The following is a 13,122-nucleotide window of genomic DNA, read 5'->3' as shown; positions in this document are numbered from 1 at the left end:
AGAGTCATAATGAAAGATTTTGAAGCTGCTAAAGAATTTTTTAAAGACACGGTAGACCCTTCATTTTACTTTGATAGTATCAGTTCAGAAATCGCTCGCAATAACCTCAAAGAGGCTATGGGTGATTCTTCCATCCCGCTTATTTTTATTTTGGGTGACCCCGGTGTTGGCAAAAGCCACATGATGAAAGTCATGCACCATTCAGCAGTACTGAGCTCATCCACTCTTTTAATCGAACATCCCTTCTTTGATTCACGAGATCTTGTCAAAACGCTCTATGAAGCCAGGGGCATACCTTTTGATAAAAGCAAAAGCTTAGGCGAGTTTATGGATGAACTTCTTGAAATCTATGCAGGGTCATTTTGTACGGTTTTAATTGATGAAGCACAACTTTTAAGCAATGAACAGATTGAGTTTATTCGCATCTTAAGTGACACGAAGCTCTTTCAATTTGTCCTTGCCATGCACAAAGAAGAGGGGTTGGCACTGCTTGAAAAAAAGCAGTTTAAAACTCGCTCAAAATTGGTCATAGAATATGGCAATCTTGAGGAAAATGAGATTTTGCGTTATATTCAAACACTGTGTATGGGGCATATTCACGGTGAAATTGCATTGATGTTTTCAAAAAATGAGGCTAGGGTGATAGCACGGTATGCTAAGGGCAATTTTAGAATGATTAAAAAGTTTCTTTATACGCTTATGAAATTGCTCGATTATGCGCAAAAAAGAGGTCTTTCAAAGTACCGTAAACTGAGTAGCTGTCTTCTCACGATGGCAGCACTTGATCTAGGACTTGTTCATGACTAGTACACGTTTTGAAGAGTTGGAGAGACGTTGTTCTAAGCTTAAAAAAGCACGCATTATTCGCCTTGTTTTTATTATAGCGTCTTTGTTTTTGGTAGGTTTTAGCAGTTACTATTGGACAAATCATTCTCACATATCTCTAGTCGTTACACCTACATCTATACCTACACCTGTTGCCACTGAAGTTCAGTCAATAATAGTGAGTGATCAAAATGAGAGTAATCTGACTATGCCAGAAAAGACAATCGTACCCGAAATCGTACCTGAAGAGATCCTTTTTTTAGCGCCTCAACTCTCTAAAAAAGATGTCAAACTTCCTGTGAATGAAACAAAAACAACGACAAATTCTTTAAGTGTAGAAGCACAGTTACTTAAAAACTATAACACAGTGCAAAATTTCGATAATGCTTATGCTTTGGCATATTTTTACTTTGAACGTCAATCGTACAGCGATGTGATTATATGGGCTAAAGAGACAAGCAAACATAATTCAAGCTCTGAAAAACCGTGGATACTTTATGCGAAAGTGAAGTTTTTGCTAGGTGATCGAGCAGAGGCCATAAGGTCTTTGGAACTCTATTTAGGCTATATTAATTCTAAAGAAGCGCATGAACTTCTAAACTTTTACAAAGGACAGGAATGAGAGTTGTTTTAACATTATTGGGCCTTTTGTGTAGCAGTATGTATGGATACTCTTACAACGATGTTTTGAGAGATTATGAGGCGAAAAATTTTGAAAAAGTGTGTAATGATGGTACCGGCATTGTGACACGCAATGATAAAAACGAGCAAGTTTTAGTTGCCATTGGCGATGCTTGTGCAAAAGTTGACTCAATCAATATTTTGGGTAATATTTCTAAAAATCTCATTAGTACTAAAGAGTACCGCGAAAGTGGTTCTTACTTTGCAACACTTATGCTTCAAAAAAAGCTTATTTACCAATTTATGCATGATAACATCAATCTTAAAGAACTCAAACTTCCACGAACCAACCACGTCCTTTCTCGTGTCTTTGAACAACTTTCCAAAGGCAATTATGAAGCCATTGAAAAACGTATTGAGATTAAAACACCTGAAATGAACTATGTACTCTGGCTTTCCGATGATGATCCAAAAAAGGTTTACATCGATGAGAATAAAGATGGCAAGTTGGTTAAACGTCACTGGTATCTGTGAGGTTTTACTTTGTTTTAGGGTCTTTTGGACTAAAATTCCCCCTCTAATTTTTTTACTCTAGGAACCCAATGCCTCTTAGTCGACTCAATGCTGAGCAAAAAAGTGCTGCAACTGCACCCTCAGGACATAATCTTATTATTGCCAGTGCAGGAACGGGTAAAACCTCGACGATTGTAGCGAGGATCGCACATCTTTTACATCAAGGTGTTCAACCATCTCGCATTTTACTGCTTACTTTTACCAACAAAGCTGCGGCTGAAATGCTTGAGCGTGTCGGTGTTTTCTTTGGTAAAAACATCACTTCCCAAATCGAGTCAGGCACGTTTCATGCAGTGAGTTACCGTTTGCTGAAAAAACTGGGTCGTAACATTGTTTTAAAACAGCCAAAAGATCTCAAAATTTTACTTAAAAGCATTCACGATAGACGCAGGTTTGATCATATTGATTCTGGCGCAAAAGCTTACAGTGCGGCTTATCTTTATGACATTTTTTCGCTCTATCAAAATAGCACCGTAACGCAGAGTTTTACAGAGTGGCTTGAGTCAAATGACAGTGAACATGGTCTCTTTTTTGACATTTATGAGGACATTTTTGAGGAATTTCAAGCACTTAAGCGCGAGTTTGGTTATGTGGATTTTAACGATCTCTTGATTTTAATGCGTGATACACTCAAAACCACCGATGAGCTTAGTTTTGATGAAGTTTTGATCGATGAGTATCAAGATACCAATACATTACAAGGTTCTTTAATTGACGCTTTTCGCTCAAAGTCACTCTTTTGTGTGGGAGATTATGATCAGAGTATTTACGCGTTTAATGGTGCAAATATCGATATTATCGGCTCTTTTGGCACGCGTTATGCTAATGCTAATGTCTTTACACTCAATAAAAACTATCGCTCATCCCATAAAATTCTCTCGTTAGCCAACCGTGTCATTGAAAAAAATCCAAGATTGTATGAAAAAAGGCTTGAAGTAACGCGTGATGGAGCATTTGAAGCACCAAAATTGTTGATCTACGATGAGCTTTTTTCACAGTATCACTCGATCTCTTCGCTCATTAAACATTCTATACATGCACCTGCTGATATTGCGGTTATTTTTCGCAATAACTCCACAGCCGATGGCATCGAAGCCACCCTTCGAGAACAAGGGATTGCATGTAAGCGAAAAGGGGGCATTAGCTTTTTTGACTCAGCAGAAGTCAAAGCGATGTTAGACCTTGTTGGTGTTGTCGTCAATCCTAAAGATATGATGGCGTTTATTCATACCTTTGAATACGCTAGAGGAGTGGGAAGTTCGCTCTCCAAAGAACTGTTTGATGGGCTTTTTAAACTGGGTGATGGAAACATTTACCAAGGATTTTTTCATCCTCGTGAAGATGTTGAAGATATTTTCAAAAAGCGGGCTAAAAATCATCAATTAGGGCTTTTTGATGACATTATTGATCTTGGAAGTGTGAGCCGTTTTTACAGTTTAGGATTTGAAGAGCTTTTTCTCTCTAGTCCTATCTTGAAACATCCGAAACTCTCTATTGATGGAGCAAAATTTCTCCATCAGTTTTACAAGTTTATGAAGCATGCTACGCGCATTAAAACACCTCAAAGCCTTATCAATCATGTGTTAAGCTCTGAAGTTTTTAGCGCCATTGCTGAAATTTTAGCCGTCAAACGTACCATCAAAAAAGATGGAACGGTGGATGAAAAATTAAAAACAGAAGCACGTGCGCGTATTTTTCGTAAAGGTCACTTACTGAAAGATTTGGCAAGTTCGTATGCCTCTAGTGAACGTTTCTTGAATGCTTTAACGCTTGGAAGTAATGAAATGAGCGAAGGTGAGGGTGTAAATTTACTCAGTATTCATGCGAGCAAAGGGCTTGAATTTAAAGAAGTGTATGTCATCGACCTCATGGATGGGCGTTTTCCTAACCGAAAACTGATGCAAAAAGGTGGAAGCCTTGAAGAAGAGCGACGTCTTTTTTACGTGGCAACCACGCGTGCGAAAGACATGTTGATACTCTCTTACGCGAAATATGACAAAATTAAAAAGATTAGCTATACCCATTCACCCTTTTTAGTTGAAGCTGGAATGGTACATTAAGTTTTAAAGCATCTGCTAACTTAAAAGAGATAGAATAACTCCTAAAATCACTAGGAGTTTACATGTATAAAATTTCATTACTCATAGCACTTCTTTCAACATTTCTTTTTGCCGAATTACGCCATGTGGATGCAAGTGAAGAGGTGGTTAAAAGTAGCATAAAAATCATCGATATCCGCACACTCCCTGAATGGAAAGAGACGGGTTTGGTTAAAAATGCTATTCCCATTACTTTTTTTGATGAACAAGGACGTTATGACGCCGATAGTTTCATGAAAGAACTTGACAAATATGTGACCAAAGACAAAGAGTTTGCGCTCATTTGCCGTACGGGAAACCGAACATCTGCTGTTTCTGAGCTTTTATCGAAGCAAGGCTACAAAGTAGTCAATCTCAAAGGTGGCATGAAATCCCTAATGTCCAAAGGCTATACCCCTGAGCCTTATAAACCGTAGGCAAAACGATGTATAGTAATGAACTAATCCATGAGGATTCTCCTTACCTGCTTCAACATGCCCACAATCCTGTTAACTGGATGGCGTGGAGTGAAAAGGCGCTTTTAAAAGCTAAAAATGAAAACAGACTGATTTTTCTTTCCATTGGATACAGCACCTGCCATTGGTGTCATGTGATGGAGCGAGAGACGTTTGAAGATGAAGTGAGCGCAAAGCTACTTAATGATTCTTTTGTCAGTATCAAAGTTGATCGTGAAGAGATGCCTGATCTGGATAAATACTATCAAGACGTGCATTATCTACTCACCAAACGAAGTGGTGGCTGGCCGCTGAGTATCATTATGACGCCACAGCAACAAGTGATTTTTGCAGGAACGTATTTGCCGCCGCAAAGTCAGCAAGGGCGCATGGGATTTCGTGAACTGACAAGCTTCATCAAAGGAAAATTCGATGATGAATATGAAGAAGTTCAAAAGAGTGCGCAGAGTATAGAAGCTGCTATCAAGCATTATGAACGTAGTTTTGAGCAAAAGCAAAGCATTGAAAAAAGTGAGGTTGTCGAGGCTTTTGTGAACAATGTCAAAGCAAGTTATGATGATGTCTCCAAAGGTGTAGGGAGTGCGCCAAAATTCCCGCATGCTTCGACATGGAACGCACTTTTAGATATTTATATGCAAACCAAAAATCTTGAAGCCTTGTATATGAGTGAAGATGCGCTTAGTGCGATGGCACAAGGGGGTATAAACGATCAAATTGAGGGTGGATTTTACCGTTACAGCGTCGATGAGAGCTGGATTATTCCTCATTTTGAAAAGATGCTTTATACCAATGCCGAACTCATTGAAGTCTATGCCAAATTGTACACGCTTACGCAAAAACCATTGTTTAAAGAGGTGGTCGATAGAACCATCGAAGCGATGGATGAGCGTTTCTTAAAAGAAGGGCTATACCTCAGTGCCAGCGATGCTGACAGTGAAGGAGAAGAGGGAAAATACTTCGTTTTTAGCTTTTCTGAGGCTAAAGAGGCTCTTTTAAAGGGTGGACTCAATGATGTCGAAGTCAAAGAGGTTATGGATTATTTTGGCATTACGAAGTTTGGGAATTTCGAGCACCAAAGCACCAATCCTGTGATTACATGTAATGAAAAACCAGAGCGTTTGGATGACGCTATTGCTATTTTAAAAGAGGTGCGCCAAAAGGTAGCGTATCCGTTTATTGACACCAAAATTCTGACATCTTGGAATGCTTTAATGGTCACAGCACTTTTTGAAGCGGGCAAGATTGAAAAAGCAAAAAGTGTTTTGTGTGCACTTCTAAACACTTTACATGTAAACACTGTTTTGTACCATCAAATCGTCTTAGGCGGCAGTTTGAAAGTGGAAGCATTACTCGAAGATTACGCGTTTGTGATAGAGAGTTTACTTCGTGGTTATGAGCATACGAAAGAGGCTCGTTACTTGGATTTGGCAAAAAAACTAAGCCATGAAGCTGAACATAAATTTTATAAAGAAGAGACGTGGTATCTCTCCGATAAAGCGTTTCGTGCTAAAGCAGTTTTGGAAGATAATAGCTACAAAAGTCCGCTTTCAACGATGATTAAAAATCTTTTTGAATTAGCCAAAATAGAAGATGATACAGCGTTGTTTATACGCGCGAAAGATATGTTGGAGAGTTTTGGAGCTGGCATTCAAAAGTACGCTCACGCATACCCTGAAGCGGTGAGGGCAATCACACTTTACATGTAAGGAAAAATCCTTACATGTAAAAGTATGTTTTAAAGTGCTTTAGCGATAAAACGGTTCAAGCGTTTTGCAAACGCTGCGGTATCTTCGATCTTCATACCCTCTTGAAGTTTGGCTTGATCGAGAAGCAAGAAAGCGATGTCGTTAAGTTCTAAAAGATCAGATTTCGCGCTAAGTTTTTTGAAAATCTCATGCTCTGGATTGATCTCTAAGATAGGTTTAACGGCTGGCATATTGTCTTGTCCCATTTGCTTGAGCATCTGTTGCATTTGGAAATCTGGGTCGTTTTTATCGTACACAAGGCATGAAGGAGAGTCACTCAAACGACTCGAAATTTTGACATCTTTCGTATCGTCTTTGAGGATTTCTTTCATTTTGACTAAGATCTCTTTATACGTTTTCTCATCTTCTTCGACTTTCGCTTTATCTTCTTTGATCTCTTCGTCAATGTCTGAGTTATTCACTGGTTTGATAGGTGTTTTATCGTACTCACCAACCATTGGGAAGACGATGGCATCCACTTCTTCATCTAGGAGTAAGACTTCGATATTTTTTGCTTTAAACTGCTCAATCAGTGGTGAATTACGAAGGAGTTTTTCATTTTCACCGGTGATGTAGTAGATGCTTTTTTGATCTTCTCCCATCGCCTCTTTATACTCTTTAAGGCTAACTAACCCTTCACGTTTAGATGATTTAAAAAGGACGAGTTCAAGAAGCGCTTCTTTGTTATCCCAGTCATTGTAAAGTCCTTCTTTAACAACGCGACCGAAGTTTTTGTAGAACTCTAGGTATTTATCATTCTCTTTTTCTTTGAGTGATTTAAGTTCACTCAAGATTTTTTTAACAGATGCTTTTTTAATCGTCTCTAACACTTTATTTTGCTGTAAAATCTCACGGCTGACGTTAAGAGGTAGGTCTTCTGCATCGATGATACCTTTGACAAAACGAAGGTAAGTTGGAAGCAACTCTTTCTCATCATCGGTAATGAAAACGCGTTTAACGTAGAGTTTAACACCTGGTTTATAGTCCATTCTAAACAAATCCATTGGAGGCGTTGATGGGATGTAGAAGAGGGTTGTGTACTCGTATTTCCCCTCAGCCTTAGTGTGGCTCCAAAGAAGTGGATCGGTGCTATCGTGAGAAATTTGTTGGTAAAAGTCTTTGTACTCTTCGGGTTTGATTTGGCTTTTTGCTACTGTCCAAAGGGCACTGGCTTTATTGATCTGCTCATTTTTAAGTTCAGCACTTTTTTCTTTGCCTTCATCATCATACTCTTTCACTTCTTTATCCATAAAAATAGGGAATGGGATGTGGTTTGAGTATTTTTTAATAACGCTTTGAATGCGGTAAAACTCTAAAAATTCATCTTCGTCATCTTTAAGATAAAGGGTAATCGATGTACCGTGGCTCTCTTTGGTAACTTCTGCAATGTCATACTCTGCACCGGCTTCGCTACTCCACATATAGGCTTTTTCTTCGCCAGCTTTACGGCTTACGACTTCGATTTTATTGGCAACCATAAAAGCAGAGTAAAAACCAACACCAAATTGACCAATGAGGCTAGAATCTTTCTTTTTGTCGCCACTGAGATTTTGCAAGAATGATTTTGTACCGCTTTTAGCGATGGTTCCAAGATTTTCAACCAAATCTTCTTCATTCATACCAATACCGCTGTCACTAAGTGTTAGTGTTTTAGCTTCTTTATTGATGGCGATGTCAATACGGGGTACATACGAGAGTGCTTTGTATGTATCATCGGTGAGTGTGAGATAATTTAGCTTATCCAGTGCATCGGAAGCATTGGAGATAAGTTCACGTAAAAAGATCTCTTTGTTGGAGTAGAGCGAGTGAATCATCAGGTCTAAAAGCTGAGTGACTTCGGTTTGAAATTGATGTTTTGACATTGATATATCCTTTGTTCTATTTTGGATTTGTCAAAAAGCTTTACATGTAAAGAAGTTTTTTGATAAATCCAAAAAATTTGCGTTATTTTAGCAAAATTGAAAGAATTTGAAAGCCACTTTTGTGACTTTCACAGAGTTATTATTTTGAAGCCAATTCGAGAGCTAATCTCTCTTCCATGGTGTGGTACATTTTCTCAAACCACTGTTCATCCTCTTTAGGATTAATAGGGTCAAGATAGATGACTTTTACTTCTCCACTATGCGCATCAATGTTTTTAGAATCAAAGACATGACGTGCACCTACAATGATGGCTGGTTGGACGATAAGCTCTAACTTTTCAGCCAAAATTTTTGCGCCACTTTGGAATTTCAAGAGTTTATCGCCACGTCCACGTGTACCTTCGGGGAACATCGCAAGCACGCGTCCTTCACTGACACGCTCTTTACCTTCTTTAATCATCTTAATGATTGAGCGTTTATCTTTGCGGTCGATAGAAATCATCCGAGGAGCGGGAATAATGTGTCCAAAAAGAGGAATGTCTTCGATCTCTTTTTTAGCAATCCAGCAGAGATTTTTAGGGTAGATCGTCTCTAGAGCTACAATATCGACAAGGCTTTGATGGTTCATCACTAAAAGCGTTGTTGTTGGGCTTGCCTCACCCTCTGGTTTGATACTAAAACCCATTAAGAAAGTTTGCAAGTGTCCCCATGTACGTCTAATAGGATGCGTATGGTTGCGAAAAGCATACATCAAAACGATGGTGATCAGTACTGTGATGACAAACTCAATCATCACGTAAATTCCTCTAATTTTTGATAATATTTTCACGGTCTGTCCATCCAATTTTTCCATCAGGTAGCAAGATTTTGATAAATCCTTCTCTATCTCCCAATTTTTCAATATCTAAGATTTTATCGCTGGTAAAAAAGACAGTTGATCTCTCCATTGGTAGAATCATAATGCTACTGTTTGATTTGAGCTTGGCATTGTTCAATGGGTTACGATCAAGAAAAAAGAGACACAAGAAGAACAATGAAATAGCCAAATAGTACCATCTGCGACGTTTGAGTAAAATGACAAAAAACAAAAATGCAGCAACTGCGTAGGCAACACTTTTATAAAATTCAAAAATACTCTCTTTTGGATTAAGCCCTAGTTGAGTACTAACTTCATCACTTTCAATCACCATCGGAATAGTTATTTTATTAAATTTGTTGCTTGCAAGATCAAAATAGGTAAAATCAAAACTTTTTTGATAGTTCGGAACAATACCGTAGTAGTAAATTTTTTGTGAAGTGCCGTTATCTGAGAACGAGTCAATGCCACTTTTTGCAATGCCACTGAGTGCAAAATCTTTGAGATTTGCGCCTGTTGTTTCGATCTCTAAGACAACGATAACATTTTTAGCATCAAAGGTTGTTGTTTTGTATTTGTTGACAGTTAACGTTTTAGCAATAACATTACTGAAGAGTGGGTCTTGCTTGAGTTGCACCAGTTGAGCAGGAAGATTTAAAGTGATCATTTCACTCTCAACCGCTTCTTGCTGTTGTATTACTGAGACGCTTAGGCGAGGCATAACAGCTGTTTTAGAATTTATTTTAAAATAAAATGTATTGAAATACGTATTGTTGACGGAACGTTCCCAAGGATTTTGAGGATTAAGCACTTCCGCGGCCGATGAACCAGAAAAGGTATTGCCAAGACCATCAATTTTATCATTAGCGACAATGGCTTTAAATTTTACAGGAAAAACTTGCCCAATATAGACTTTTTGAGGCATCTCTTCAATGGAGAGAAAAATAGACTTGGAACGCCCTGAAAAGGCACTCTCTTCAGCAGCAGAGGCAGGTGCTAAAAGCGCTAAAAAGAGTGTCAGCAGTGTGAAAAATTTCTTCATCACGTTAGTTTATAAAACCCTCAAGCATTTTCACGCCATCATCAGAGCCTAAAATTTTCTCAATGGCACGTTCAGGGTGTGGCATAAGGCCAAAGACATTTTTTGCTTTATTGCAAATACCAGCAATGGAATCAACAGATCCATTAGGATTTTTAATGTCACCTTTGTCGTCACAATAAGTAAGAAGGACTTGTTTATTGGCATACAGTTCTTTAAGCCCTGCATCATCAATATAAAAGCTTCCCTCACCATGAGCGATAGGCACATTCAAAAGCTCACCAATAGCGCATTTTTGTAAAAAAGTATTGTCATTATTGATGACTTTGAGGTGATGAAACTGGGAGATGAAGTGAACATTTTCATTGCGTTTCATAGCACCTGGAAGTAAGCGTGCTTCAACAAGCATTTGGAAACCATTACAGATACCAAGCACTTTTCCACCTTTATTTGCAAACTCGATGACTGCTTTCATGATAGGAGAAAATTTAGCAATAGCAGCACTTCTTAAGTAATCGCCATAGCTAAAACCACCTGGAAGAACAACTAAGTCGGTACCTTCTGGTAATTTTTCTTCTTTATGAAAAACAAGGACAACATCTTGCCCTAGTTTTTCAAAAGCATATTTGGTGTCGATTTCACAGTTTGTTCCTGGAAATACAGCAACGGCTACTAGCATGTTGGAAACTCAATCGAATAGTCTTCAATAACGGTATTGGCTAAAAGCTCATCACACATAATGGTTACTCTCTCTTTTGCTTTAGCTTTATCGCTTTCAGCAATGTCAAGGATGATTTGTTTTCCAATACGCACTTCATTCACTTCGTTAAATTTTAAAGAAGCAAGTGCATGATGAACGGCTTTTCCTTGTGGATCTAAAACGCCATTTTTGAGTTGAATATTGACAATAACTTTCATCGTTTATCTTTTCCTTGTAATTTTAGTGAGATAGGATACGTTTTAAGACTTCTTCATAGGCAACTTTAACATCACCTAAACCTTGTCTAAATCTATCTTTATCCAGTTTTTCATTGGTATCCATATCCCAGAAACGACAGCTATCAGGGCTGATTTCATCAGAGAGAAGGATATTGCCATCTTTATCAACACCAAATTCAACTTTAAAGTCAACAAGTTTGAGTTTACGCTCCGCAAAGAAGCTTTTCATAATAGAATTGATTTCACGTCCCAATCTTTTTAACTCTTCCAAATCAGATTCACTTTTTACAAGATTAAGCATTAAACAGTGCTCATCGTTAATGATAGGATCACCAAGTGCATCATCTTTATAGTAGAACTCAACGAGTGTAAATGGAAGGACAGTGCCATCTTTAATGCCAAGACGTTTTGCTAAAGAACCTGTTGCAATGTTTCTAACAACCACTTCAATAGGGATGATTTTTACTTTTTTAATTAATTGGTTGGTATCATCAAGTGTTTTTACCAAGTGCGTTTTAATGCCATGTTGTTCAAGAAGATGGAAGAGTTGGGTACTGATTTTACAGTTAAGCGCACCTTTGCCTGCTTCATTGCCTTTTTTCTCAGCATTGAATGCTGTCAAGTCGTCTTTAAATTCTGAGACTAAAAGATTCTCATCATCTGTCAAAAACAGTTTTTTACCTTTTCCTTCGTATAACAATGCACCTTTATTCACTTGCTACTCCTCAATTATTTTTTGATAGAAAGTACTTTGATAGCATCAACAGCACTTTTTAGTTGTAAGTCTTTGAAAAGACTCTCTTGACTTATGATCTCTTTGTCAGATTTTGATGACTCTTTTGTTTTTGGTTTTGCTTTAGTATCTTTTACTTCAGTTTTGTTTTCATCTACTTTTTTAAGTTCACCCTCTAAATGCTTTTTAAGATCTTTCTCTTTGAGTGACTGTTCATTGTTTTTATGTGGTACATCACCTGGATATACAACAAGATCAGGTGTTACACCTTCTGCTTGAATCGTACGTCCACTTGGGAGATAGTAACGAGCGATGGTCAGACGAATTGCTTCATTATCAACGACTGGAAGGACTGCTTGAACGCTTCCTTTTCCAAAGGTTTTTTCACCAATGATAATGGCACGTTTATGATCTTGTAATGAGCCACTGACGATTTCACTCGCACTGGCACTTCCACCGTTAACCAACACTACCAGTGGTAATTTTGTGCTTGTTCCAGATTTGCTTGCTTTGTATTCAGCATTTTCAGATTCGACACGTCCTTTTTGAGAGACGATGATGCCTTCATCAACAAAGATATCCACTAAACCTACCGCTTGGTTTAAAAGTCCACCAGGGTTGTTTCTAAGATCTAAAACAATGCCCTTGGCACCTTTATATTTTGTAATGGCATCTTGTACATCACCTACAATGTTCTTGTCGAAGTTGACAACACGTACGTAGAGGATATTCTCATTTTCAATCATTTTAGAATAAACCGATTCAATTTTGATGATATCACGCACGATTGAAATGTTAAGAGGTTTTGTTTCACCTTCTCGAACCAGTGTAAGCTCAATGCCCGTACCTGGTTTGCCACGCATGATGTTAACGGCTTCATCGATCGTCATGTTGAGGGTTGATTGTTTGTTGATTTTGAGGATAATATCGCCTGCTTTGACACCAGCTTTATCCGCAGGTGTTCCTTCCATAGGAGCGATGACGGTGAGCGCACCATCTTTTTGACCAACCGTAATTCCAAGACCACCAAATTCACCATCGGTTTGAATTTTGAGATCTTTGAAGTGTTTTTCATCGAGGTACGAAGAGTGTGCATCGAGGTTGGTTAAAAGTCCTTCAATAGACTTTTTGACGATGTCATCAATTTTAATGTCATCAACATAATATTTTTCAATGGTTGCCAAAACTCGTGTAAATTTTGCCAAAGAAGCAAGACGACTCTTTTCTCCTTCAGCATTATCTGCCGCAAAGAGGGTCGAAGAGAAAAAGGTAGTAATACCTAAAAACGTGGCAATAAAGCCAGCCGTAGCAAATGGTAAATGTTTCATAGCGTGTGTATGCTCCTCGCAAGATATGCGTATTCTTTGGAGAACGA

At 38.3% G+C, this 13,122-nt stretch carries 13 protein-coding genes; 6 read left to right on the top strand and 7 right to left on the bottom strand.

Features of this window, described 5'->3' with window-relative positions; genetic code table 11:
• The first annotated feature begins 9 nt into the window (after nt 1–9).
• The 6 genes from SAR02S_RS06150 to SAR02S_RS06125 all read left to right on the top strand — a co-directional run bounded on the left by SAR02S_RS06150 (nt 10) and on the right by SAR02S_RS06125 (nt 6,279).
• Entirely contained in the window at nt 10–807 is a 798-nt protein-coding gene (locus SAR02S_RS06150) for an ATP-binding protein (RefSeq protein WP_041957904.1), read from the top strand.
• A complete protein-coding gene (locus SAR02S_RS06145; RefSeq protein ID WP_041957902.1) occupies nt 800–1,447 on the top strand; it encodes a CDC27 family protein in 648 nt (215 codons plus the stop codon). The genes SAR02S_RS06150 and SAR02S_RS06145 overlap by 8 nt, the downstream gene beginning before the upstream one ends.
• Entirely contained in the window at nt 1,444–1,980 is a 537-nt protein-coding gene (locus tag SAR02S_RS06140) for a hypothetical protein (RefSeq protein ID WP_041957900.1), read from the top strand. The genes SAR02S_RS06145 and SAR02S_RS06140 overlap by 4 nt, the downstream gene beginning before the upstream one ends.
• Before the next feature lie 68 nt (nt 1,981–2,048).
• A complete protein-coding gene (locus SAR02S_RS06135; protein ID WP_041957898.1) occupies nt 2,049–4,079 on the top strand; it encodes an ATP-dependent helicase in 2,031 nt (676 codons plus the stop codon).
• A 62-nt stretch (nt 4,080–4,141) separates the two neighbouring features.
• Entirely contained in the window at nt 4,142–4,534 is a 393-nt protein-coding gene (locus SAR02S_RS06130; protein ID WP_041957897.1) for a rhodanese-like domain-containing protein, read from the top strand.
• An 8-nt stretch (nt 4,535–4,542) separates the two neighbouring features.
• Nucleotides 4,543–6,279 carry a thioredoxin domain-containing protein gene (locus SAR02S_RS06125; protein ID WP_041957895.1) on the top strand — a complete coding sequence of 579 codons (1,737 nt, stop codon included), beginning with the start codon at nt 4,543–4,545 and terminating at the stop codon, nt 6,277–6,279.
• Nucleotides 6,280–6,308: 29 nt separating this feature from the next.
• Here SAR02S_RS06125 and htpG read toward each other — a convergent pair whose 3' ends face one another.
• The 7 genes from htpG to SAR02S_RS06090 form a co-directional block, all read right to left on the bottom strand.
• On the bottom strand, nt 6,309–8,180 hold the full coding sequence (gene htpG, locus SAR02S_RS06120) for a molecular chaperone HtpG (protein ID WP_041957893.1): 1,872 nt from the start codon (nt 8,178–8,180) through the stop codon (nt 6,309–6,311).
• A gap of 139 nt (nt 8,181–8,319) precedes the next feature.
• Nucleotides 8,320–8,973 (bottom strand): lysophospholipid acyltransferase family protein, encoded by a 654-nt coding sequence (locus tag SAR02S_RS06115; RefSeq protein ID WP_232294013.1) that lies wholly within the window; start codon nt 8,971–8,973, stop codon nt 8,320–8,322.
• A 13-nt stretch (nt 8,974–8,986) separates the two neighbouring features.
• On the bottom strand, nt 8,987–10,078 hold the full coding sequence (locus SAR02S_RS06110; protein WP_041957889.1) for a hypothetical protein: 1,092 nt from the start codon (nt 10,076–10,078) through the stop codon (nt 8,987–8,989).
• Between the two features lie 4 nt (nt 10,079–10,082).
• Complete coding sequence (gene purQ, locus SAR02S_RS06105) at nt 10,083–10,754, bottom strand: phosphoribosylformylglycinamidine synthase subunit PurQ (protein WP_041957886.1); 672 nt, start codon at nt 10,752–10,754, stop codon at nt 10,083–10,085.
• The gene (gene purS, locus SAR02S_RS06100; protein WP_041957884.1) at nt 10,748–10,993 is read right to left on the bottom strand and encodes a phosphoribosylformylglycinamidine synthase subunit PurS; all 246 of its coding nucleotides are present in this window, start codon (nt 10,991–10,993) and stop codon (nt 10,748–10,750) included. Before purS ends, purQ begins: the two co-directional genes overlap by 7 nt.
• A gap of 22 nt (nt 10,994–11,015) precedes the next feature.
• Nucleotides 11,016–11,729: a phosphoribosylaminoimidazolesuccinocarboxamide synthase gene (gene purC, locus SAR02S_RS06095; RefSeq protein WP_041957882.1), complete on the bottom strand. Its 714-nt coding sequence runs from the start codon at nt 11,727–11,729 to the stop codon at nt 11,016–11,018.
• Nucleotides 11,730–11,743: 14 nt separating this feature from the next.
• Complete coding sequence (locus SAR02S_RS06090) at nt 11,744–13,075, bottom strand: S41 family peptidase (protein WP_041957880.1); 1,332 nt, start codon at nt 13,073–13,075, stop codon at nt 11,744–11,746.
• Nucleotides 13,076–13,122: the final 47 nt, after the last annotated feature.

Source organism: Sulfurospirillum arsenophilum NBRC 109478 (assembly GCF_000813345.1).
GTDB lineage: Bacteria > Campylobacterota > Campylobacteria > Campylobacterales > Sulfurospirillaceae > Sulfurospirillum > Sulfurospirillum arsenophilum.
This window is presented reverse-complemented; position numbering and strand designations above follow the sequence as displayed.

Excerpts from the sequence above, each read along its gene's own strand:
- SAR02S_RS06150 (WP_041957904.1), top strand. The coding sequence starts at position 10 with ATGAAAGATTTTGAAGCTGCTAAAGAATTTTTTAAAGACACGGTAGAC.
- SAR02S_RS06145 (WP_041957902.1), top strand. The coding sequence starts at position 800 with ATGACTAGTACACGTTTTGAAGAGTTGGAGAGACGTTGTTCTAAGCTT.
- SAR02S_RS06140 (WP_041957900.1), top strand. The coding sequence starts at position 1,444 with ATGAGAGTTGTTTTAACATTATTGGGCCTTTTGTGTAGCAGTATGTAT.
- SAR02S_RS06135 (WP_041957898.1), top strand. The coding sequence starts at position 2,049 with ATGCCTCTTAGTCGACTCAATGCTGAGCAAAAAAGTGCTGCAACTGCA.
- SAR02S_RS06130 (WP_041957897.1), top strand. The coding sequence starts at position 4,142 with ATGTATAAAATTTCATTACTCATAGCACTTCTTTCAACATTTCTTTTT.
- SAR02S_RS06125 (WP_041957895.1), top strand. The coding sequence starts at position 4,543 with ATGTATAGTAATGAACTAATCCATGAGGATTCTCCTTACCTGCTTCAA.
- htpG (WP_041957893.1), bottom strand. The coding sequence starts at position 8,180 with ATGTCAAAACATCAATTTCAAACCGAAGTCACTCAGCTTTTAGACCTG.
- SAR02S_RS06115 (WP_232294013.1), bottom strand. The coding sequence starts at position 8,973 with ATGATTGAGTTTGTCATCACAGTACTGATCACCATCGTTTTGATGTAT.
- SAR02S_RS06110 (WP_041957889.1), bottom strand. The coding sequence starts at position 10,078 with ATGAAGAAATTTTTCACACTGCTGACACTCTTTTTAGCGCTTTTAGCA.
- purQ (WP_041957886.1), bottom strand. The coding sequence starts at position 10,754 with ATGCTAGTAGCCGTTGCTGTATTTCCAGGAACAAACTGTGAAATCGAC.
- purS (WP_041957884.1), bottom strand. The coding sequence starts at position 10,993 with ATGAAAGTTATTGTCAATATTCAACTCAAAAATGGCGTTTTAGATCCA.
- SAR02S_RS06090 (WP_041957880.1), bottom strand. The coding sequence starts at position 13,075 with ATGAAACATTTACCATTTGCTACGGCTGGCTTTATTGCCACGTTTTTA.